Here is a 22,115-nt window from a genome sequence, read left to right as displayed (position 1 = left end):
CGCCGATTACGCTAACAGATACTCTTTGTAGGTTGTTAATCCTTAGATGCATTGATTTTCACCATTCTCAACGTATGAACGAGTCATTGATAAACCAACGAACCCTCGGCGTTACGTTCGCAGCCGACAGCGCGACCGTGCGGGTTTGGGCACCGCTGGCCAAAACCGTTTCCCTTCGTCTTTGTCAACAAGATACGGCTATTCCCCTGCAAAATAACGGGTACTACTGGCAAGCGAAAACCACGCAGCTACACCCCGGCGACACGTACAAATTTGTCCTGAACAACACAATCGAGCGGCCCGATCCGGCATCCTTGTTCCAACCAGAAGGCGTTCATGGCCCGTCGCAGGCGATTGATACGAGTCAGTTTGCGTGGACGGATGCGGAATGGAACAACCTGCCGTTGGAGGATTATCTGCTGTATGAACTGCACACGGGTACGTTTACACCCGATGGTACGTTCGCCGGTATCGAAGCAAAGCTTGATTACTTTGTCGAACTGGGCGTTAATGCGATTGAAATCATGCCCGTCGCTCAGTTTCCCGGTACGCGCAACTGGGGCTACGATGGCGTTTCCCCCTACGCGGTCCAGAACTCGTACGGTGGTCCAGCCGGATTGCAACAACTGGTTGATGCCTGTCACCGGAAAGGGTTGGCCGTTGTGCTCGATGTGGTGTACAATCACATTGGACCCGAAGGCAATTATCTCACGGATTACGGGCCTTACTTCACCAATAAACACCGGACCCCCTGGGGCGATGCGCTTAACTTCGACGACGATTACAGTGATAGCGTCCGGCGTTATTTCATCGAAAACGTGCTGATGTGGTTCCGCGATTTTCACATTGACGCTTTACGACTGGATGCCGTTCATGCGATTCGTGACGAGAGTGCATTACACATTCTCCGCGAGATTCGGCAGTACGTCGATGAGTTATCGCAGCAAACGGGACAACGGCATTACCTGATTATCGAGTCCGATCAGAACGAAACGCGGTTCATTCAGCCCATCGCCAACGATGGCTACGGGATGGATGCCCAGTGGAACGACGAATTCCACCACGCGTTACGGGTAACAGCGGGGGGCGAACGCAGCGGCTACTACGCCGACTACAACGGTATCGAGCACCTCGCTAAATCCTTTCGCGATGCCTACGTGTACGATGGGGTGTACATGCCCCGACGCGCCAAAATTGTTGGCAAAACAACGATCAGCCATCCAGGCCGACAGTTTGTTGTTTTCTCCCAAAATCACGACCAGATCGGTAACCGTATGCTCGGTGAACGACCCAGTGAGCTGGTTAGTTTTTCGATGCAAAAGCTCATGGCCGGAGCGGTACTCAGCAGTCCGTACCTGCCAATGCTGTTCATGGGCGAAGAATGGGGTGAATTGAATCCGTTCTTATACTTTGTTAGCCATTCTGATCCAGCGCTGATCGAAGCGGTGCGGCAGGGCCGTAAGCGGGAATTTGCCGCTTTTCAAACGTCGCAGGAAGCACCCGACCCCCAAGCCGAACAGACCTTCGAACGATCTAAACTAAACTGGGAGCGGCTGAACCAGGAACCGCATCGGATTCTTTTCCGGTACTACCAAACGCTACTGGCCCTTCGCAAGCAATCGTCGTTGCGACACCCAAACCGCGAATCTGTAGCGGTCATCATGGACGAAAGAAAAAATACACTCTGCCTGCTCCGCCAGCACACGCCCGATGTCGCCGTTGTTTGCCTCATGAACTTCTCATCGCAGCCGGCACCGCTTGTGCTACCGGCAAGCATCCGGCCCTGGAAAGTTCTGATCGATTCGGCTTCTCCGCAGTGGGCCGGTCCGTTGGCGTCACCTCTCGAATTGTCGGGTGATGCGTCAGTTTTGGTACAGGCCGAGTCGATTCTGATTTACACGAATAGTGGCGAAACGCTTTAAGAGAAAGCATCACTACTTCTACCGCTTGCCCGGCTAGACAGACCAGCAAGCGGTAGAAGCTACTTACCATCAGGGCTTTTGCCTTCTTTTTTGTCGCTTTGGCGAAAGATTCCACAGTAGTCAGAACAACTAATTTCTAAACAGTCTTTTCGGGCTGTTCTTTTTTTTGAACAATATAACTAATACATTAGTTGTAAAACTAAATCATTAGTCATAATTTTCAGCAGCCAACAGCACTCCACCTAATTCTATGCAGCTCCGAGAACTCACCAAAGCCGAAGAAGAGATTATGCGCGTCTTATGGCAACTCAAAAAAGGTTTTGTCAAAGACGTGCTTGCCGAATTGCCCGAACCTAAACCAGCCTATAATACCGTCTCGACCATTATTCGCATTCTGGAAAAAAAGGAGTTGGTAGGCTACACGGCATACGGAAAAACGCATGAGTACTATCCGCTCATCACGGAAGAGGAATACCGCCGTTTTCAGACCGAGCAATTGATGGCGAACTACTTCGATAATTCGCTTAAAAAGCTGGTTTCCTTTTTCGTTCAGGATAAAAACATCAGTCTTTCGGAAGCCGACGAGATCATTAACCTCCTAAACAAAAAGAAAGATCAATGACCGCCCTCGACTATTTCCTAAAAGCCAACCTCTACGGCTTGCTCTTTGCGAGCTGCTACTGGTTATTGCTGCGCCGACATACGTTTTTTGGATTGAACCGGGCGTATTTACTGGTCTCGGTGCTATTAACCCTGGCCTTACCGCTCGTAAGTCTACCCACGCAGACCGTTGAGGAGTTACCGGTTCCAACTGGCGTTCTTACCATTCCACTGGCAACCCCTCCCGCAGTCGAAGCAAGTCCATCGGTAGCAGAGACCGGACTGGACTGGGAATTATGGGGAAGGCTGGCCTACGCGCTGGTGGCCTTCGGTTTATTGACTCGGTTAATTATCCAGATCAGGAGCCTGCTGCTACTCATACGACGCGCTCCCCGGCAAGTGCGTGACGGCTATACGCTGGTAGAAATAAACGACGCAACGACGCCAACGTTCTCGTTTTTTCGGTTCATCATCCTGAACCCAGCCGACCGGGCCAATGACCAGATTCTAAAGCATGAGCTGATCCACGTCCGGCAACAGCACAGTATCGACGTTATGAGTTTGGCCCTGCTACGAATCGTATTCTGGGCGTGTCCCGCCTTGTGGCTGCTTGATCGTATGCTTCGGCAAGTGCACGAATTCACCGCCGATCAACACGCGGATCAACCCACCCGCTACGCCCATTTTCTGGTCGAATACAGCTTTGGACTGCAACCGAGTCCACTCACCAATGGCTTCTTTAATCCATCGCTGCTGAAACAGCGGATTCAGATGCTGCATCGTCAGGCCACTACGCGCTGGGCTCTGGGCAAGTACGTCCTGATTCTACCACTGGCGCTTACCTTGCTGGCCATGACCACGGCACAGAAGCAGATCGAAGCGGTCGTGCATCAGGCAACAGACGAGACAATCACCGTATCTGGCCGGGTGACAAACGTATTGGGAAAACCGCTGGTGGGTAGTCATGTCGGCGTGGGCAGCACAGGTAAAGGCACAATAACCGACCGGAACGGATACTACACAATCGCCAACGTACCAAAGTCATCGCAACTGGCCTATAGTTACCTCGGCTACCGAACGGACGTCTTGCGACTAGACGCGCTTAGCCACCGTATTCGACGTAACACACTGACGATGAATCATACGCTAACGGCGATTATGGAAGACGAGCTACCAGCAATGGGTGCAACGGCTATGTACAGAGCGATCAAGCCTAATCCGGCCATGCCGCTGGTTACCCCTCCATCCTCCCAAACCATTAACGGAAAAGTATACACCGCCGTTGAAGAAAAAGCCATCTTTCCAACGGGCATTCCGGGGTTAATGCAGTACGTTGCTCACAACCTGCGATACCCGGCCAAAGCCAAAGCAGCTGGTATCGAAGGCGACGTGTATGTCTTGTTTACCGTATTACCAACGGGGGCAATCAGCGAAGCCAGCGTAAACAAAAACATGGCGCGTATTGGTGGGGGCTGCGAAGAAGAAGCGATGCGGGTCGTCAGTCGAATGCCCAACTGGATTCCGGCGAAACAGAATGGCAAAGCCGTGGCCGTGCGTTATCAGCTCCCGATTCGCTTTGCGCTGGAAAAGAATGAAGACAAGCGAACAGGACAACTAAACACTGGTGATCCTGCTCACAAACCGATCGTTAGCTTTTCGACACCGCCCGATACGGGTCGGAAACAAGCAAGCACCATAACCATTCGGGGTAGAGGCCCGCTCGGCCAGCTAGGCCCCGGACCGCTTTACATACTGGATGGCGTGGAGGTTTCGGGCGACACACTGGCATCAATGGACCGTAAAACGATCAACAGTATTGACGCCTTGAGAGACGCATCAGCCATAGCACAGTATGGCGAAAAAGGTAGAAATGGCGTCGTCATCATAACCACGAAAAAGCAATGAGCGGTCTTCCCTATTTTCTCGTCTCCAGCCTGTACATGCTTTTGTTCTACGGCTGCTACCGGCTATTACTGCGCCGGAACACCTTCTTCGGCCTGAATCGGGCTTATCTGCTGAGTTCACTTGTGCTTTCGCTGGTGCTGCCCCTCGTCAGGCTACCCGGCGGAACGGAGGGATTACCCATAGAAACCCTTCGATTACCGGCCTTTACGGTTGGCTCGCGCTCAACCCAAACCAACACGCTAACCATCGATCAATGGCTTTGGCTGATGTATGGATTAGGCGTTGGAGCGATGCTGATTCGACTGACCTTGAAAGTGCGTTCCGTGCTGCGGCTCATCAAAAGCGGGATTCCGCAAAAGGGGTCGCAATTTACCCTTGTACGTCTAACTGATGATGTATCACCGTCGTTCTCTTTCGGTCGCTACCTGGTTCTAAACCAAACCGATGCCCAAACTCCGCCCGATGCCCTTCTCCGCCACGAGCAAGCTCACATCCAGCAGCGCCACACCCTCGACATTCTGCTGATCGAGCTTGTACAAGCAGCCTTCTGGTTCAATCCGGTTTTGCGGCTTTACAAGCACAGCTTACAGGAAGTCCATGAATTTCTGGCGGATCGGGCCGTACTGAAAACACCACAACCCGACTACCCACAACAGTTGGTCGCTTATGCGCTCAACGTACCAGCAACAACGTTAATTACTCCTTTTGTCTCTAAATCAACCCTTAAACAACGGATTATTATGCTACAAAAACCCGCATCCAACCACCGGGCGTTACTCGGCTATGCCCTGACGCTCCCCCTGGCCGCTCTGCTAACCATGTGTACGCAGTCGGAACAAGAGCTGCCCCAAACGGCAGCAACTACTTCGTCGGCTCGAAAGCCAGTAAAAGTAGAGGGCGAAGTCTTTACAGCAGTAGAGAACTCACCTGAGTTTCCGGGTGGGAGAAATAAGCTTTTTGAGTATCTGGGTCAAAATTTAAAATATCCCGAATCTGCCCAGAAAGCCAAAGCACAAGGTAAAGTGTTTGTGAGTTTTATTGTCACCAAAACCGGTGAGATTACGGATGTGAAACTGGATAAAGGCATTGGTCACGGCGCGGACGAAGAAGCAATGCGTGTTATCAGTCAGATGCCTAACTGGAAGCCTGCCATGCAGTCGGGTAAGCCCGTGAATGTGAAGTTCAACCTACCCATTAATTTTCAGTTGGAAGATTCCGATAAGTCAACCGCCGGGGCGGCCCTTCCCCCGCCCCCACCGCCCGTTCCCGGCAAAACCGCCAGCGCACCCGTGGAGATTACACGCTTTTCGATCAATGGGAAACAGGTTTCTAAAGAAGAATTCAACGCATTTCCACCCGCTAAAATAGCCCGCGTAGAGGTTTTCAGTAAGACAGGTACCGCTTCCATAACTACCAAGTAAACGGTGCTATCTGTATCCTAAAATCAGCGGGGGCATCTGATGATCAGATGCCCCCGCTGATTTTAGACTAAATGGAGTGCTCTAAAAACATTACTCTTTAACAATCTTCTTACTAGTGCTTCCACTAAGCGTCTGCACCTGAAGAATGTACATTCCTTTGGGCAGGCTTGCGACATCGAGCGTCGCGGTTTTTCGATTCTCTTTGACAGTTGGAACCGCTACCGTAGCTCCACTAACCGTTTTGAGAGAAATGTTTTCGACGGTTTCGTAAGCAGGCAGTTCAATCGTCAGGGTTGAGCTAACCGGGTTGGGGTAAACCGACAGCACATCCGCCCAGGTCGGCTCCAGAGCGGTAACGGCCTTCACTTTAAATGTCCGTTCAACCGGGGCAGCCGCACTAAACTGGTCATTACCTTCCTGGATAGCGCGAATCGTAACCGTTCCTGTTCCCGTGAATTTAAGCGTTGTTCCGTTTAGCTTGGCCGGGCCACTTTTCACCTGAAAGCTAACCTTTAGTTTCGAAGATGCCGTTGCTTTGAGCGTCAGATCGCCCTGGTTGGTATAGCGGTCGGCAATGGTATTGAACGTAATAGTTTGCGCTGCTTTGGCGGGTATAGTCCGCGTGGCCTGTGTGTACCAGACCGGCCATTTCGCCCCGCTGTACAGTTCAACGGCTTTACCGGTAGCAGATAGCTTGTCGGCTCCTAAAGCAATGCTGACAATCGTTTCCTTGTCGTCAATTATATGGCTGAACACCAGCTGATCGTCCAGACGAGAATAATTGGGCAGGCCCAGTGTGTTATTCTCGTATACAATCACCGCTTTACCGACGTTCTGATCAGCGACCACAATCGCGTAGGTATCGTCGTTTTCATTCATATAATCGAAAGCAATAATATGAGGGGAATTTTTCGAGAAAGACGGGTTTCCGATGCTCACGCCCTTATCCAGCCGTGAGAACAGCCGCGAAATTCGCCCTTCGGCAAAGTCACCCGCTTTCTTGCTCCAGACATTGATAAAGCTTACGTCCCAATAACCACCAGTATCTCCACTCCCGTTGTAGGCGTCGTAAATAAGATTTTCGCCGGAGAAATCCCATTCAAATGAATCAGCAAACTGAACGTCACCCGTTTGAACACCTTCCGAATACGTTGGGTTGTGCAATTTGAATTGAGCCCACTTTTCCTGCTCGAAGCTGTACACATAAATGGAGCCGTCGCGGTCGGCCGTCAGCGCAGCCAGTTTAGACCCATCTTTCGAAATAGCCACATTGTCCCAGATGGTGTCGCTAGAGACGACAAACTCGCTGGGTGTACCCGTCAGATTGACGACTCGAATTCGTTTGTCGGATGAAACATAGTACGCCAGCTTTCCATCATCGGTCACACTCGGACGGTGCGTTAAAGCTGTCGATGTTTTTTGCTCGAAGTTGGCGGGCGTTACGCCCATGTTGGTCGAATACAACTGTCCGCTTTCTATCTCGGTGAGCAGCATCAGATCCTCGCCAGAAGCCACAGGCAGATCAGGATTTTTACCTGGACCGGGATCGGTTCCCGTACCTTCAACAATACCTACCGCATCGAACGCCTTTTGAGCTGCGGTCACTTCAGCCCCCGAAGGGCCATACAGGTCACCAGCCGCCTTGATAACGGCCAACCGCAAATCCAGAAACTGCGATGTGCGCACCAGATACCGGGTAAGCGCCCGGTAGTAAACCTGTTCGGCCTTGTCTTTGCCAATAGCCGTCGCAAATTTGTAATAAGCAAAATTGGCAATTCCGCTGTTCGAGTGAACACCCCCATTGTCGTCATCCGGTTCCAGGTTTTCGAACTGGTCCATCGTCGCGGGCTGGTACCCGTTCGGGTCTTTCGCTTTACCGCCCTGATTGGGGTTCGATAAATTTCGCATAGCACCCGACGGGTAAGTAGTCGGTGTTACGACACTCTCGCCCAACGTCCAGTTTGTCCGGTCGATCATCGCCCCAAATATGTCGGCAAACGACTCGTTCATAGCCCCAGACTGCCCCATGTATTCCAGATCAGCCGTTTTTTCAATAACCCCGTGCGTCATTTCATGACCAGCCACATCCAGGCCACCAGCCAGCGGTTTTAAGCGGTTCCCGTTGCCATACCCCATAATATCCCCGTTCCAGAAGGCATTATCCATGGGTTTGCCTTTCGTATCGGTAATGTTGATGACCGAGACCATCGTGGTACCTGCACCATCCAGCCCTTCGCGTTTAAACGTGTTTTTGTAATATTCGTAAGCCAGGCTTGCGTTGTAGTGAGCGGATACAGCGGTCGCATTCCAGTCTTTGTTGGTGGTCGATGAGATCAAGTACTTTTTGATCGGTCGATCATTTTCCTTACCATTTTTCGCATCTACCGTCACGATGGCTCCTACCGGCGCTTCCGGCATAGACGATGCAGCCGCGTTGAACATCGGGCGCGACGCATCGATCAGGTAATAATTGTTACCGACCTGATACGTATTAACCGTGCGCGTTTGACCGTTCAGATCCTTCGCCGATCCCTTTGCAGGTCCCGTGAAGGTACAGGTGTGATTGTACTTGTTGATGACTTCGCCGGTCTGGGCGTCGACCGTGTATTCCCAGCGTTCGATCAGGTTAGGACGCACGGTCAGTTGATACGCTAATCGTGCCCCTCCTTTTTTGGGCTGAACGATAACCAGCTCGCCCGCTGGCTGTTTCTTGCGAAGCAGGTTATCGCCGAACGAGCGAACGTCAGACGCCTTCTGAACATCGGTAAGCGCCAATGCCGAGGCTTGCGAAAGGGTCAGTTTGGGCGTAGTAGACAGTTCGTCGGGCACGGGCTTATAGCGCCCATTTATGAGCGTCACATCGCCATCGGTCAGGTGCGCGACCAGTTCGGAACCGTACACCTTCACGCCCCGGTGCATGTGCGTCAGCCGAACGTGGGTTTGTCCAATCTCGTCATAGTCGGTGCTGGCAACCTTGAATTTTACTTCTGGATTTTCGAGTTTCAACAGGCCACGTACCTGATTCATAAACTGAAACGTTGTTGACGCAGCCGTAGCGGCCGACAACCGGGCTCCTCCGTTTTTCGCTTCCTTCTTTTTAGCACTAGGATCTACTTTTCGCTCAATGAAGATTGGAAGCTTCGTCGTTTCGTCGTGCACAACCCGCAATCGCAGGGGTTCGAGCGTCAAACCAAGGTTGTCCGTTTGTGCCTGGCGGGCACCCGGCGTTCCAGGTGACTCTTTCACGTCGGCCTTCAATCGCTCAGCCAGTCCGGGGGTTGGTAAGGACGTTTTCATCTTTCGGCTAAAGCCGCCATTCGGTTGCTGGGCCAGCGAGGCTGTAGCCACCAGCAGCGGAAGCATCAGTACATATCGTTTCATGAGTAGTTGTTGTTTACTGGTTGGTTGCTGCGGATTTTTTTAGGGCGCGACATAGCCAGCTTCGGTAAAACAGAAGCTATCCAGCAGAAAAGAAATAGGCTATTTCACTTGCAAAGTGGCCGGAATCATGGCCATGAATGAATCGAAGAATCGTGGGTAATCAGGCGGTACGGTCTTTCCCGGTTCGCCCCAGGCTACCTTGTAGCGCTGTCCTCCCTGTCGCCACTGAACGAACTGATACGTATTGCCGGGATTGTTGAACTGGGTGGTTTTGATCTGGCACTTGGTCTCGATAACAGTAAAGGCCCGTTTTGTATTGGCAGCCGTTTGTTTACCGATAAGCGTGAACGTGGTATCACGATTGCGTTTGCCGTAAATCTGACCATTATCCAGTAAGTAATACGTTGTCGAGAAGCCGGTAAATCCACCCCCACTACCGACGACGATCTGCTTACCTTTATAAGTAGCGGGCGTCACCACTTGATGCGTTTTGGGAGCAGCCGCTTGAATCGACTGAGCCTGCGATGTCCCTATAAACGCGCTTACAAGCATAAGTTTGTTTACTATACTAAAAACCAGTCGATTCATCTGATAGCATTCGTTTAACTCCGAACATGCACAAAAGTAGAGAGTCGCTACCCGCATTCTCTACACAGCCTTGCGTGATCTGATAAAGAGGTATGATGAACCGTCATATAATGCCCACCAACCGTGGACGAGTCCATACGGGTGGCTCTTGTCTGACGGTAGTTTTGGGGAAAGTATCAGCCTCAACCCTAAGGAGGGGTTATCTGGCCGTACGTCTTTTGTATCAGTGTGGTAGAATGAACAAACGGTCCACGAATGATCTGGACCCGAAATAAATTGTCGAAATCACCGGATTCAATGGTACTCATGGTCGGCTGTGCACCCAGCCCTTTGGCAATCTCCAGAATGGTATTGCTGTGTCCGACGACGAGCACGGTTTTACCCCGAATCTTTCCTAACCGTCGAACGATAGCCTCCGTGGGTTTAGCCGGGTAGTCCGCAATGCGTAATCCCGTACGCTTCGCTAAGGGTTCGGCGGTTTGCCGGGTACGTCGGAAAGGAGTCGAGAAAATCGAGTCGATACCTTTGCCCGCCAACGTGTCGGCCAACGCAGCCGCCCGCGCAAAGCCAGCCGGACTCAGGTTCGTCGTGTCTGCCTCACTCACTTTTTCACCGTGACGAACGATGTAGATAACGGTCTTCGAGCAGCTGCTCAGCAGCGTAAGCAGGACAATAAAAAGCAAAGAAGTACGCATAGCGATTGGCTAAGTGAAGCCGCAAGTATACAAAAAAAGCCTCCGGCTTATCGACCAGAGGCTTCATTGTCAAGTATTTTTGCGGTAGCAGTGCTGCCTTACAATTCCCGAACCCAAATGTTACGGAAACCAACCGGGTTGCCGTGGTCTTGCAACAGAATCGGACCCGCACCGTGGGGTTGTACTTTCGGGTAGCCGATGTACTCGGTCGTTCCCCGAATGGCTGCGTGGTTCTGCACAAGGATACCGTTAAGCAATACTGTTACGTACGCGTAATCCAGCATCATGCCGGCTTTGTTGAAGCGGGGAGCCTGATAAATTACGTCGTAGGTTTGCCACTCACCGGGTTTCCGGCTAGGGTTTACCAACGGAATAGCCTGCTTGTAGATCGACCCGACCATGCCGTCAACGTAGGTGGGGTTGTTGTAGTTGTCGAGAACCTGAAGCTCGTAGCGACCTTGCAGGAAGACACCGCTGTTGCCGCGTCCCTGTCCGTTACCCTCTACTTTTTCGGGTGTTTTGAACTCAAGGTGAAGCTGAAAATCATTAAATTCTTTTTTCGAGCGAGCCGAAAACCCTTTTGTCGAATACATTACCCCATCCTGAACGGGCCACTTCAACGGACCTTCGTTTGTTTTCTCCCAACTTTCGGGTGAATAGCCTTTGATAGCGACCCACTGGTCCGTGTTTTTACCGTCAAAAAGGACGATAGCGTCCGACGGGGGCGTTGTACCGCTAGTAGCAGCGGACGTTGTACCAGGTGTTATAACCGGTGGCACAGGTTCCCAAATTTCGGTGGATTGTGGCGTTTGCTTATTCGGTTCGGGCTGGGCCGTAGCTGATTGAGAGAGGGCTAAACCAACGATACCAACGCAAAAAGCGAGCGATAGCGGAGCGATCTTCATGGAAATGTAAACAGGTTAACAGATTCGTTATAAAACACCCAAAGATAGGGCAATTGCCGGATTGCATCCTTTTGTAGGGAAAAAATGGTAAATTTCGAGCCAAAATTTCCATCCTTCATGTTAAAACCTACGACTACAGCTCGCTTTTGCTGGCTGTTGGGCATTAGCTGGATCGTTGGCGTCGGGCTGGCTCTGGCCCAACCGGCTCCCACTCCTGGTAATCCTATTCAGCTCAACGATTTAAGCGCGTTTAAACCAGCAACGCCGAACTGGCGAATCGTCGGAAACGTCCGTGCTGAACTGGGCAAACCAAACGTACTTGTCACGGAAAAAGGCACGGGCATACTGGCAAGTATTCCGCTGGACAAAGCCCCGGCTGATCCCAAAAACCCGTACAAGTATAACCTGTTCACAACTATCGAACACGGTGATCTTGACCTGGAACTGGATTATATGATGGCCTCCAAATCCAATTCGGGTGTGTACCTGCAAGGCCGTTACGAGATTCAACTGTTCGACAGTTGGGACAACGTGGGCTGGGGATTGCAAAGCCCCCGAACGGTAGACAACGGTTCGATCTACGAGCGTTCAGACGCCAGACGCCCTGAAGGTCAGCAGAACTACGATGGTCACCCCGCGCGCCAGAATGCCAGCCGTGCACCCGGTTTATGGCAACACCTGAAAATTTCTTTTCAAGCCCCCCGCTTCAACGCCGGTGGTCAAAAGACAGAGAACGCCCGCATGATTCGCGTTGAACTGAACGGCGTTGTGATCCACGAAGATGTTGAACTGAGCGGTCCTACCCTAGCGGCTGCGTTCAACGATGAAAAGCCAATGGGTCCGCTCATGCTTCAGGGCGATCACGGAGCCGTAGCCTTTCGCAATATTCGCTACACGACTTACGACAAACCCCGCCCCGAACTGCTTAATTTGAAGTACGCGGTCTACAAAGGCAAATACGAAAAAGAGCCGGAATACGATAAGACGGCTCCCGAATCAGAAGGTGCATCGCCCAAACTGTCGTCATCGGTAAGCCGCATCGCGAATGATTTTCTGATTCGCTATACGGGTACCTTCCGGGTCAATGAACCCGGCGAATACAGCTTCAACTTGGGTGTGGCCGGTGGGAACGGTATGTTGAAGATCAACAACCAACTGGTCGTTCCGCCCAACAGCAGCAGTAACAAAGGAAAAGCTACCTTGCCAAAAGGTGATCTGCCGTTTGAGCTGTTCTACGCGAAATCCGTTGGCTGGTTCCAGCCCGCCCTCGCCCTGAACGTAGCCGGACCGGGCATTCGCGAATACCTGATCAGCGATGCCGCCGGAACAAACAGCGACGATGTTGATCCGATTCTTATCGATGCGTCGACAAATACGCTTCTTCGCAGCTTCATGGATTTGCCCGCTGACAAAAGCACACAGGGCAAGCCCGTTCGCGTAACGCACGCTATCTCGGTGGGTAGCCCCGAACAGGTTCATTACACTTACGATCTGGACAAAGGTGCGGTGATACAGGTATGGCGCGGGATGTTTCTGGATGCTACGCCGATGTGGCACGACCGGGGCGATGGCTCTTCACGTCCGCTCGGGATGGTACAACGGATGGGTACACCGGTACTTTTCCTGACCAAGCTGGCTTCGCCACAAGCGGCCTGGCCGACTGACACAACGGGTTCGGCGTATCGTCCGAAAGGCTACGTGCTGGACGGCAGCGACCGGCCCACGTTCCGCTATCAAAGCAACGGCCATTCAATCGAAGACAAAATTCGGGTGCTGGAAGCCGGACAAGGTATCCGACGCGAACTGACGGTCAGCAATCCGGCTAGCAATCTTTACGCGCGGTTGGCCAGTGGTAGCAGCATCAGCCCACTTGACAATGGCATGTACCTTATCGATGATCAGGAATATGTACGCATCGACGACGCCGGTGGGGCAAAGCCTATCGTTCGGGAAGCGGGAGGCCAGAAGGAGCTACTGGTACCTGTTAAGGAAAAACTGACCTATTCGATCTTGTTTTAACCAGTTGACGGTATTCGGTTCAGGCTTCACGTTGGCTAAACCCTTTGCGGTGCCTCAATCGAAGAACACCTTACAGTATGAAAAAACTATTTGTAACCCTCTTGGCCGCAGCAAGTCTGACAGCGGTACAGGCGCAGGAATCGCCAAAAGAGGAAGATTATTTTAAGATCTTAAAAGTAACGGCGCCGGAGGGTACCCTGCTGGAAGTAGGCGGTCTGACGGTGTTACCAGATGGTAGCCTGGGCGTAGCAACCCGCCGGGGCGACATCTGGATTGTCGAGAACCCAACCAGCCGTAAACCGTACTTCCGCAAGTTCGCGTCGGGTTTGCACGAAGTGCTGGGTCTTACCTCCCGAGATGGGGCTCTTTACTGCGCTCAACGGGGTGAACTGACCAAGCTGGTCGATACCAACAAAGACGGCAAAGCCGATGTCTTCGAAACCGTATACGCCTGGCCCTTATCAGGACATTACCACGAATACAGCTTCGGGCCAAAAATTGCGCCGGACGGTTCGTTTTTCGTAACGGGCAACGTAGCCTTCGGTGATGAAGAATGGTGGCGCGGTGAAAGTCGCGTACCCTGGCGGGGCTGGACAATGAACATCACCGAAAACGGCACCATGCAGCCTTGGGCAACCGGTATGCGCTCACCCTGCGGACTAGGTATTTACGACGGTCAGCTATTCTACGCCGATAACCAGGGCGACTGGATGGGATCGGGAGGAATCGTTCATGTCAAGAAAGGTGGGTTTGTGGGTCATCCTGCGGGTTTGCGTTGGTCCAATCAGCCTAATTCACCGGTTAAGCTTACGCCTGAGCAGTTCTACGCAAAAATCGACGAGCGCCGTCGACGGGACGAGAACGGACGCTCGATCAAACCCGAAAATATCGTTAACGAAACGCCTACGCTGCTCTACACGATGAAAGACCAGTTCCCAACCGCCGATTTCCAGACGCCCGCCGTTTGGTTGCCACACGGTATTCTGGGTATTTCCAATTCGGAGATTTTAGAGATTCCGCAGGGTTCATTTGGCCCATTTGCCGGACAGTTGCTGGTTGGCGATCAGGGGATGAGCAAAATCTCGCGGGTGTTCATGGAAAAAGTGAATGGTGAGTACCAGGGCGGAGCGATCGAGTTTCGGAATGGCTTCCGGTCGGGGGTCCTGCGGATGGCCTGGGCGAAAGACGGCTCTTTGTTTGTCGGTGAAACAAACCGGGGCTGGGGTTCAGCCGGGGAAGCCAACGAAGGACTACAGCGACTAGCCTGGAATGGCAACGTTCCGTTTGAAATGCTGGCGGTCAAAGCCATGCCCGATGGATTCGAAGTGGAGTTCACCAAACCCGTAGACCGCAAATCGGCAGAAGATATTGCTTCATACCGGGTCGAAAGTTTTCTGTACAAATACCACTCCGTCTATGGTAGCCCAACGGTCAATAAAGAAGCGCTGCCCATTAAAGGCGTGAAGGTATCTGCCGACGGTCTAAAAGCCCGCTTGATCGTTGATAATCTGCGAAAATATTACATTCACCAGCTTACGCTCGACGGTGTTCGGGGTGTTGAAGGATCGTACTCACTAGTACATCCAATTGCGTATTACACGCTCAACAACATTCCGGATGGACAGAAGCTAACTATGAGCGAGGTGAGCACGAAAAATTCAGCTCTCGCACCGGCTGCAACGCCTGCCGCTGCGCCTGCAACGGGCAAAAAAGCGACGCCAACGAAAAAGATCACTACTGGCGCATCCACGCTGGGAGGCAAGCCGAAACTGGTAGAAGGTCAGGCCGTAACGATGGCTAAAGCACCGACCTACAGCGAGATAAAAGGGTTGCTGACGCGTCACACCTGCGCAGCCTGCCATCAGGCCGATAAGCGTCAGGTAGGACCGGCTTTTGCTGATGTTGCCAAGCGCAAATACACCAACGACCAGATTGTCGAACTCATCTATAATCCTAAGCCGCAGAACTGGCCGGATTATGCAACGGAGATGCCACCCATGCCCCAAGTTCCCAAAGCGGACGCACTTAAGATTGCAGCCTGGATCAACTCGTTGGCCGCAACAAAGAGCGAATCGGCAACGGAACCCAAGCCGTAAAGAATTGCTCAATCAGGCGATTTATACATAATTGTCAGCTTACAAAAAGCCGGGTCATATGAGCCGGCTTTTTGCGTTAATCCAAGTAAAAGTTGCTATAAATTAATACCTGTATAGTAATAAGTACTCATAAAAGACAGTAGGAAAGGCGGTGGAGGCACTTTAAACGATTATTAATAAGGATAGATTAACTTGTCTTATAGCATCAATTAAGCCTAATATCCCCTCCTCAATGAAACAGCTTATACAATCGAAAAGTCATGCGCTTGGTCTCTTGCTTTGGGCGGCTTTTCTCTTCACTCATGCCGCTTTGGCGCAGGATCGCCGGGTCACGGGCCGGGTCGTATCCAGCAAGGATCAGCAAACAATTCCGGGTGTCAATGTTCTCGTTAAGAACACGCAGATAGGAACAACGTCAGATGCGGATGGAAATTTCTCACTAAATACGCCCCCCAATGCCACCCTGGTAATCAGCGCTATTGGGTTCACAAGTCGGGAAATTGCGGTTGGCAACCAGACGCAGTTGACTATAACGCTCCAGGAAGCGGAGCAGAGTCTAAACGAGGTTGTGGTCACGGCCCTGGGTATCAAGAAAGAAGCGAAACGGCTAGGCTACGCAACCGCGGTTGTCACTCCCGAACAGGTTACGACCAACCGCACGGTTAACTTCATGAACGCCTTGCAGGGTAAAATAGCGGGGGTCAATATTTCCAGTCTCGGTACGGGTGCGGCAGGAACGAGTAAAATCCGTATTCGTGGCCAATCGTCCTTTTCGGGCCAAAATAGTCCGCTCATCGTCGTTAACGGGGTTCCTATCGACAATACGAACTTTGGTCAGAACAACGGAAACGCGGGTAGTGACAACTCCGTCGGCAACCGGGGTGCCAACTATTCGGATGGTGGCGACGGGCTTTCGTCCATCAACCCGGACGATATTGAAGGGATGACGGTACTGAAAGGTGGTACGGCGGCTGCTCTTTACGGATCGCGGGCCAAAGATGGTGCCATTCTGATCACGACCAAAACCAAAGGAACCGGACAGGGGATCGGAGTGACGTACAATACCAACTTTACGACGGACCACCCGCTCGACTATACTGATTATCAATACGAATACGGTCAGGGTGAATACGGCGTTCGGCCAACGGCTCCTAACCCGACATCGGGCGTATGGAGTTTCGGGGAGAAGTTTCAACCCGGCATGACACAGGTACTTTTTGGCGGTCTTACGGTCCCTTACGAACCGGTACGCAACCGCATCAACACGTTTTACCGCGACGGTTCGAGCTGGACAAATTCCATTTCTATATCGACCGGTACCGAACGCGGTGGGCTCAACCTGTCGGTGTCTAATCTGGACAATAAAGGCATTACCCGAAATAACACGTACAATCGCAAAACCATCAACCTCGGCTTTAGCTATAATCTCTCGCCAAAGCTGAGCGTTACGGGCACGATCAACTACTCGAACGAGTACAACAAAAACCCGCCCCAGATTGCCCAGCAGGACAACAGCACACCAACGGTCATTTACACCGTAGCCAACTCCATGCCGCTAGATGTACTGGAAGCCAATCAGATCAACCCCTCTACCGGCAACGAGTTCGTTTGGTCGCGGTTTATGAACCGGACGAATCCGTATTTCGTAATGAACTACAAGTTCGAGAACATTCGCCGGGATCGTCTGTTCGGCAACATTGCGGCCCGCTACAACTTTACGGACTGGCTGTATCTGCAAGGACGGGTTGGACAGGATTACTGGTCGCGTGATCAGGATTACAACTTTCCAACGGGTCAGGCATCGCTGGCAGCGGCTCCAGCCGGATTTGTTAACGGGAACTACGTTCAGGAATCACGCCGGTTTCGCGAGATCAACGCCGATTTCCTGATCGGTGCCAATCGCAAATTCGGTGCTATCGGTGTTGATCTCACGGTGGGCGGTAATCAGCTCTACCGCCGGAGTGATCTGAACAGTGTGCTGGCAACGGATTTCATCGTTCGCGGATTATACGTTCCGCAGAACGGACGCGTAAAAGATCCGCTGTACGGTCTGAGCGAACGGAAAGTTAACTCGCTGTACGGTGCCGCCGAAATATCGTACAAAGACGTGCTTTTCCTCAACGGGACACTCCGGAACGACTGGTTCTCGACGCTTGCTCCGGGCAACCGCAGCATTCTCTACCCATCGTTGACCGGAAGCTTTGTCTTCTCCCAAGCTTTCAACAACTTACCCGCCTGGCTGAACTTCGGTAAAGTCCGGGCCGCTTATGCGCAGGTCGGCAGCGACGGTGACGTAGCTCCTTACTCGAACAACTTGTTTTACGCCGTTGCGGCCAACCTGTTCCCCAATCCATCGGGCCAGGGTCAACCGGTCGGTACCATTACGTCGAACACGGTACCAAGCGCCAGCCTTCGCCCAAGCCGGGTAAACGAAGCCGAAGTGGGACTGGAATTAAAGCTGTTCAACAACCGGGTCGGTCTTGATTTTGCGTACTACAATAAAGTGACCAGCGACCAGATCGTTTCGGTACAGGTGTCTGACGCATCGGGGTATACGAGTTCTTTGATCAACAGCGGTCAGAGCCGGAACCGGGGCGTTGAGGTATTGCTGAATCTGGCTCCCGTTCGGACCAAGAATTTTTCGTGGGATGTCACTTTGAACGGCTCTTACAACAAGACTAAATTGCTGAGATTGCTGACTGATGATGACGGAACGCCCGAAAAAGATTACAACAATGATAAACTGCCCGAACAGATTGTCGTTGGTACGGGCATTTACGTGGGTGAACTGCGGCAGGTTGTTGGTAAAGAACTGGGTCAGTTGTACACCTATGGTTACGCGCGGGACGCTCAGGGACGTATTATTCACGGGGGCGATGGCTTAGCAAACCGGACCGCAACGCCCGTTTCGTTTGGCTCGGCTTTACCCAAATACATTGGCGGCATTACCAACTCGTTTAATTACAAAGGTGTCAGCCTATCGTTCCTGATCGATTTCAAACTGGGCGGTAAAATGATTTCGGGAACCAACCTGAATGCCTTCCGGCATGGCCTGCAAAAGGAAACGTTGGTTGGCCGGGGTGATGCCGATAACAAAATGGTCGGCGTTGGGGTGAACGCTAACGGGGAGACAAATGCCGTTCGGGCGTTTGTGCAGGATTACTACTCCGTTGGTCGCTCGAAAAGCCTCGGCGAGCAGGTTTTATACGATGCAGGCTTCTGGAAACTGCGTCAGATCAGCGTGGGCTATGACTTCACCAAGTTTTTACCCAAAACGCTGTTCATCAAAGGCATCCGTCTGAACGCAGTAGCCAATAACGTGGCCATCCTGAAAAAGTGGGTGCCAAACATCGATCCGGAACAATTTGGCTTTAGCTCGGATAACCTTGTCGGTCTCGAATCAACGGGTTTGCCCACCACACGTAGCATTGGCTTTAATCTTAATGTGCGATTCTAGAGAAGGTGACCGATTCCTTTCTCTCCTTGTAAACGATTGACAACCATGAAAAAAAGATTTTTGTATATACCTCTGATCGCCCTGATGACCAGCCTGAGCGGCTGCGAGAACGGGTTCGACCAGTTAAATACTAACCCGACGGCAGCAACGGCACTCAACCCGGTTTTTACGTTCAACAATGCCATCATCAACGCTTCGTTTCCGGGTGGCATGCTGATTTTCGAAGAACCAATTGTGCAACAGATGTTTACTCCCAACTCAGGCATCGTGTCGGGAGGTAATTACAACATCGATAACCGGGGATCGGCGGGTGCGAATGCCCAGCTTTGGCAGCGCTATTACCGCGATAACATCCGGTATCTGGTGGACGTGATTGCCAAAACCAAATCCGACGCGAGCCGGAGTAATCTCTACAACATGGCTCGTCTTTGGAAAGCCTACTCGTTTATGGTGCTGACCGATAGCTACGGCGACATTCCGTACACCGAGGCCGGACAGGGTTATCTGAGCAGTAACGTTACCCCTAAATACGACACGCAGGAAAGCATCTACAACGATATTTTGAAAGAGCTTACCGAAGCCACCGCAGCGCTCGACGCAACGAAACCGACCGAAGCCGGAGAGATTGAATTTGGTGGTGATATCACCAAATGGAAACGATTCGGCTATTCGGTGATGCTCCGGGCGGGTATGCGGTTGTCGAAAATCAACCCAACGCTGGCTCAGTCAACCGTTCAGAAAGCCGTGGCGGGTGGTGTTATGCAGTCGAATGCCGATAATGCCGCCGTCCGCAACAACGCGAATTACCAGAATCCCGTTGGAACGACACTCAACTCGACGGAAGCCGCCAACTATTACCTCACAAAAACGTTCGTCGATTATCTGAAGACGAACGCCGACCCTCGGCTGGCTTCCATCGCGGTTCGGTATGTCGGGGCGAAAAGCGGTCCTGAACAGACATCGGCCCGCGCAAATCGTGATCCGTCCGTGCAGATTGGTATGCCACTTGGCTACGATAACGGCACCATTCCGGCTCGGGCAACGGCAGATGGGCTTAGCAGTTTTTACGATTACTCGCAGTTGGACCGGACCCGGATGGGGCGCTTCGATGTACCTACGTATCTGGTAACCTACGCGCAAACGCAACTGCTCCTGGCCGAAGCCGCCCAGCGTGGCTGGACAACGGGTAATGCCGCCGATTTTTACAATGCGGGGATAACGGCGCACATGAAGCAACTGGGCGATTACGACGCTACGTCACTGGTTTCGGACGCCAACATTGCGGCTTATCTGCAAAAGAATCCATACGTAGCGACTCGTGGGCTCGAACTCATCAACACGCAGTACTGGGTTGCTTCGTTCCTGAACGGTCCCGAAGCGTTTGCCAACTTCCGTCGCAGTGGTTATCCAACGCTGACGCCAAATCCGTATCCGGGTAAGGAGATCAAGGGGAACTTCATTAATCGCTTGAGCTACCCCGATGCTGAGATTTCGGTCAACCAGGCAAAGGTCAACGAAGCCATTTCGCGGCAGGGGCCTGACAATCTGGACACGCGCGTTTGGTGGGACAAACAGTAATCAATACGATGCCAATCAATAAACAAGCTCGGCTGCTAGCAACAGCCGGGCTTGTTTAGTATAGAACGGCTACGTTATAGCGCCGTTGTCGACTTGGTCTCGCTAGTCTCTTCAGACTGCTCTCTTTCCCACCGACCGCGTCCCCAGCGCCCGCAACGATTACGCCATTGCTGACGCATCTCTTCCTGCTGCTCAGGCGTCATGTTTTTCCAGCGATCAGCCATTTTTTGCCGCCACTCGTGACGACCAGGCCCAAATCCACCGCCCCCAAAGCCACGGGGGCCACCGAATAAAATCCGGCTAAGTACTAATAAGCCTAATGCCTGTAACCAGTTGATGGTCGTTACGCCAAAAATGGCAGGTAATAAAGCATTCCAGAGGGCCATAACGACCAGTCCGGCCAGCCCAACAAAAAGTATTGCAAAACCGAGGAAGCGTAATCCCCGACGAAACCAAAAGCGTCTCATTGTTACTTTATTTAAGCGTTTCTGACTACTGCTCCGGTATAGGCGCAGGAACAACAGGTTTTAACTGATTATGCGGTTGCTGTCCGTTTGGTTTATGACCGTCGTGGTGGTGCCGACCATGATGCCAGTAGGGCCGCCCATAGCTATAATGCCCAAACCGTCCGAACCCAAATCCAAACAACAGGCGGGCCAGAAAAAACAGCCCCAATGCCTGAACAAAGCGTAATCGGGGACCATTGAACAGCGACGGCACCAGCCAGTTCCACAGTCGCATCACAACGTAGGTTGCCAATACAAACAACCCGATACCCAACAAGGCAAAGCCAATTCCTTTTAGAATAATCATCGTGTTTACTGTTTTTAGTCGTTTATAAAATCATCGTATAAATCGCGCAGCCGTTCGCGAAGGTGTAGCACGGCGTATCGCTTGCGCGACAGAAGCGTATTAATCGGTACATGCCACGCAGCCGCCATTTCTTTGAAACTCCGGCCTTCCAGTTCGTGCTGAATAAACACGTCGCGTTGATCATCGGGCAACTCGGCAAGCGCGTCGGTCAATGCGTCCATGAACGTTTCGCGGAAAAACGTGCTTTCCGGCCCCGTATCATCAGCCACGGCTAGCCACTCTCCCAATACCGGCGCTTCATCATCATCGATAGCGCCGGGCGAGTTCAGCGATACAGTACGCGCACCGTTTGGCTGACTTTTGCGGTACCAATCACTGATCTTGTTTCGGGCGACGGAAAACAGCCACGACGCAACGCGTTCGATGGGCTTAGCCAGTCGGTACGCTTCGGTCAGTTCCACGAACACATCCTGGAGCACATCTTCGGCCTCGTCGGGATCAGGCAGTCGTCGGCGGATGAACGCCAGTAGCCGTCCGCGTTCCTTACGGACCGTTTCGCCAAGTGGCTGGGACGTTTTGCTCTCACGCTCAGTCATGTTGACGGTTGACGCGGGTATGTTGACAAGGGATGTATTCACGTTCTGGTAGCCGCTTACCGATGGCTTACAAGAGGGTAGTCGGAATCAGAAACAAAATATTTTACGGCAAGTAAAAAAACAGGAAAAGAAAAGGACA

The 22,115-nt window shown here is 52.1% G+C and carries 15 protein-coding genes; 8 read left to right on the top strand and 7 right to left on the bottom strand.

The features are described from left to right. The first annotated feature begins 74 nt into the window (after positions 1–74). The 4 genes from treZ (at position 75) to LQ777_RS02915 (ending at position 5,848) form a co-directional block, all read left to right on the top strand. Positions 75–1,922 (top strand): malto-oligosyltrehalose trehalohydrolase, encoded by a 1,848-nt coding sequence (gene treZ / locus LQ777_RS02930; protein ID WP_232561026.1) that lies wholly within the window; start codon positions 75–77, stop codon positions 1,920–1,922. 250 nt (positions 1,923–2,172) lie between these two features. Continuing rightward, positions 2,173–2,544, top strand: coding sequence for a BlaI/MecI/CopY family transcriptional regulator (locus LQ777_RS02925; protein ID WP_232561025.1), 372 nt, complete (start codon positions 2,173–2,175; stop codon positions 2,542–2,544). After that, a complete protein-coding gene (locus tag LQ777_RS02920; protein ID WP_232561024.1) occupies positions 2,541–4,427 on the top strand; it encodes a M56 family metallopeptidase in 1,887 nt (628 codons plus the stop codon). Before LQ777_RS02925 ends, LQ777_RS02920 begins: the two co-directional genes overlap by 4 nt. Continuing rightward, complete coding sequence (locus tag LQ777_RS02915; RefSeq protein WP_232561023.1) at positions 4,424–5,848, top strand: M56 family metallopeptidase; 1,425 nt, start codon at positions 4,424–4,426, stop codon at positions 5,846–5,848. The genes LQ777_RS02920 and LQ777_RS02915 overlap by 4 nt, the downstream gene beginning before the upstream one ends. Positions 5,849–5,938: 90 nt before the next feature. Here LQ777_RS02915 and LQ777_RS02910 read toward each other — a convergent pair whose 3' ends face one another. From LQ777_RS02910 to LQ777_RS02895, 4 genes are all read right to left on the bottom strand, one after another. After that, complete coding sequence (locus LQ777_RS02910) at positions 5,939–9,229, bottom strand: M4 family metallopeptidase (RefSeq protein WP_232561022.1); 3,291 nt, start codon at positions 9,227–9,229, stop codon at positions 5,939–5,941. Between the two features lie 99 nt (positions 9,230–9,328). Beyond that, entirely contained in the window at positions 9,329–9,781 is a 453-nt protein-coding gene (locus LQ777_RS02905) for an FAD-binding oxidoreductase (protein ID WP_232561021.1), read from the bottom strand. A gap of 224 nt (positions 9,782–10,005) precedes the next feature. Next, positions 10,006–10,512 carry a SixA phosphatase family protein gene (locus tag LQ777_RS02900; RefSeq protein ID WP_232561020.1) on the bottom strand — a complete coding sequence of 169 codons (507 nt, stop codon included), beginning with the start codon at positions 10,510–10,512 and terminating at the stop codon, positions 10,006–10,008. A 98-nt stretch (positions 10,513–10,610) separates the two neighbouring features. Continuing rightward, positions 10,611–11,417: a 3-keto-disaccharide hydrolase gene (locus LQ777_RS02895; protein WP_232561019.1), complete on the bottom strand. Its 807-nt coding sequence runs from the start codon at positions 11,415–11,417 to the stop codon at positions 10,611–10,613. Positions 11,418–11,534: 117 nt separating this feature from the next. Between LQ777_RS02895 and LQ777_RS02890 the strand changes: the two genes are divergently transcribed. The 4 genes from LQ777_RS02890 to LQ777_RS02875 all read left to right on the top strand — a co-directional run bounded on the left by LQ777_RS02890 (position 11,535) and on the right by LQ777_RS02875 (position 20,567). Further along, the gene (locus tag LQ777_RS02890) at positions 11,535–13,436 is read left to right on the top strand and encodes a 3-keto-alpha-glucoside-1,2-lyase-like domain-containing protein (protein ID WP_232561018.1); all 1,902 of its coding nucleotides are present in this window, start codon (positions 11,535–11,537) and stop codon (positions 13,434–13,436) included. Between the two features lie 77 nt (positions 13,437–13,513). Next, positions 13,514–15,532, top strand: a complete 2,019-nt coding sequence (locus LQ777_RS02885; protein ID WP_232561017.1) for a c-type cytochrome — start codon at positions 13,514–13,516, stop codon at positions 15,530–15,532. A 232-nt stretch (positions 15,533–15,764) separates the two neighbouring features. Then, positions 15,765–18,989, top strand: coding sequence for a SusC/RagA family TonB-linked outer membrane protein (locus LQ777_RS02880; RefSeq protein WP_232561016.1), 3,225 nt, complete (start codon positions 15,765–15,767; stop codon positions 18,987–18,989). Positions 18,990–19,034: 45 nt separating this feature from the next. Continuing rightward, on the top strand, positions 19,035–20,567 hold the full coding sequence (locus tag LQ777_RS02875; protein ID WP_232561015.1) for a SusD/RagB family nutrient-binding outer membrane lipoprotein: 1,533 nt from the start codon (positions 19,035–19,037) through the stop codon (positions 20,565–20,567). Between the two features lie 74 nt (positions 20,568–20,641). Here LQ777_RS02875 and LQ777_RS02870 read toward each other — a convergent pair whose 3' ends face one another. Genes LQ777_RS02870 through LQ777_RS02860 form a run of 3 tightly spaced genes read right to left on the bottom strand, consistent with a single transcriptional unit; the run spans position 20,642 to position 22,018 of the window. Continuing rightward, positions 20,642–21,034, bottom strand: coding sequence for a hypothetical protein (locus LQ777_RS02870; RefSeq protein WP_232561014.1), 393 nt, complete (start codon positions 21,032–21,034; stop codon positions 20,642–20,644). A 25-nt stretch (positions 21,035–21,059) separates the two neighbouring features. Further along, positions 21,060–21,380: a hypothetical protein gene (locus tag LQ777_RS02865; RefSeq protein WP_232561013.1), complete on the bottom strand. Its 321-nt coding sequence runs from the start codon at positions 21,378–21,380 to the stop codon at positions 21,060–21,062. A gap of 14 nt (positions 21,381–21,394) precedes the next feature. Next, positions 21,395–22,018 (bottom strand): RNA polymerase sigma factor, encoded by a 624-nt coding sequence (locus LQ777_RS02860; protein ID WP_232561012.1) that lies wholly within the window; start codon positions 22,016–22,018, stop codon positions 21,395–21,397. Between the last annotated feature and the right edge of the window lie 97 nt (positions 22,019–22,115).

The organism is Spirosoma oryzicola (assembly GCF_021233055.1).
Lineage (GTDB): Bacteria > Bacteroidota > Bacteroidia > Cytophagales > Spirosomataceae > Spirosoma > Spirosoma oryzicola.
Note: the sequence above shows the minus strand (reverse complement) of the source record. Positions and strands in the feature narration are given on the sequence as shown.

Excerpts from the sequence above, each read along its gene's own strand:
- treZ (WP_232561026.1), top strand. The coding sequence starts at position 75 with ATGAACGAGTCATTGATAAACCAACGAACCCTCGGCGTTACGTTCGCA.
- LQ777_RS02925 (WP_232561025.1), top strand. The coding sequence starts at position 2,173 with ATGCAGCTCCGAGAACTCACCAAAGCCGAAGAAGAGATTATGCGCGTC.
- LQ777_RS02920 (WP_232561024.1), top strand. The coding sequence starts at position 2,541 with ATGACCGCCCTCGACTATTTCCTAAAAGCCAACCTCTACGGCTTGCTC.
- LQ777_RS02915 (WP_232561023.1), top strand. The coding sequence starts at position 4,424 with ATGAGCGGTCTTCCCTATTTTCTCGTCTCCAGCCTGTACATGCTTTTG.
- LQ777_RS02910 (WP_232561022.1), bottom strand. The coding sequence starts at position 9,229 with ATGAAACGATATGTACTGATGCTTCCGCTGCTGGTGGCTACAGCCTCG.
- LQ777_RS02905 (WP_232561021.1), bottom strand. The coding sequence starts at position 9,781 with ATGCTTGTAAGCGCGTTTATAGGGACATCGCAGGCTCAGTCGATTCAA.
- LQ777_RS02900 (WP_232561020.1), bottom strand. The coding sequence starts at position 10,512 with ATGCGTACTTCTTTGCTTTTTATTGTCCTGCTTACGCTGCTGAGCAGC.
- LQ777_RS02895 (WP_232561019.1), bottom strand. The coding sequence starts at position 11,417 with ATGAAGATCGCTCCGCTATCGCTCGCTTTTTGCGTTGGTATCGTTGGT.
- LQ777_RS02890 (WP_232561018.1), top strand. The coding sequence starts at position 11,535 with ATGTTAAAACCTACGACTACAGCTCGCTTTTGCTGGCTGTTGGGCATT.
- LQ777_RS02885 (WP_232561017.1), top strand. The coding sequence starts at position 13,514 with ATGAAAAAACTATTTGTAACCCTCTTGGCCGCAGCAAGTCTGACAGCG.
- LQ777_RS02880 (WP_232561016.1), top strand. The coding sequence starts at position 15,765 with ATGAAACAGCTTATACAATCGAAAAGTCATGCGCTTGGTCTCTTGCTT.
- LQ777_RS02875 (WP_232561015.1), top strand. The coding sequence starts at position 19,035 with ATGAAAAAAAGATTTTTGTATATACCTCTGATCGCCCTGATGACCAGC.
- LQ777_RS02870 (WP_232561014.1), bottom strand. The coding sequence starts at position 21,034 with ATGAGACGCTTTTGGTTTCGTCGGGGATTACGCTTCCTCGGTTTTGCA.
- LQ777_RS02865 (WP_232561013.1), bottom strand. The coding sequence starts at position 21,380 with ATGATTATTCTAAAAGGAATTGGCTTTGCCTTGTTGGGTATCGGGTTG.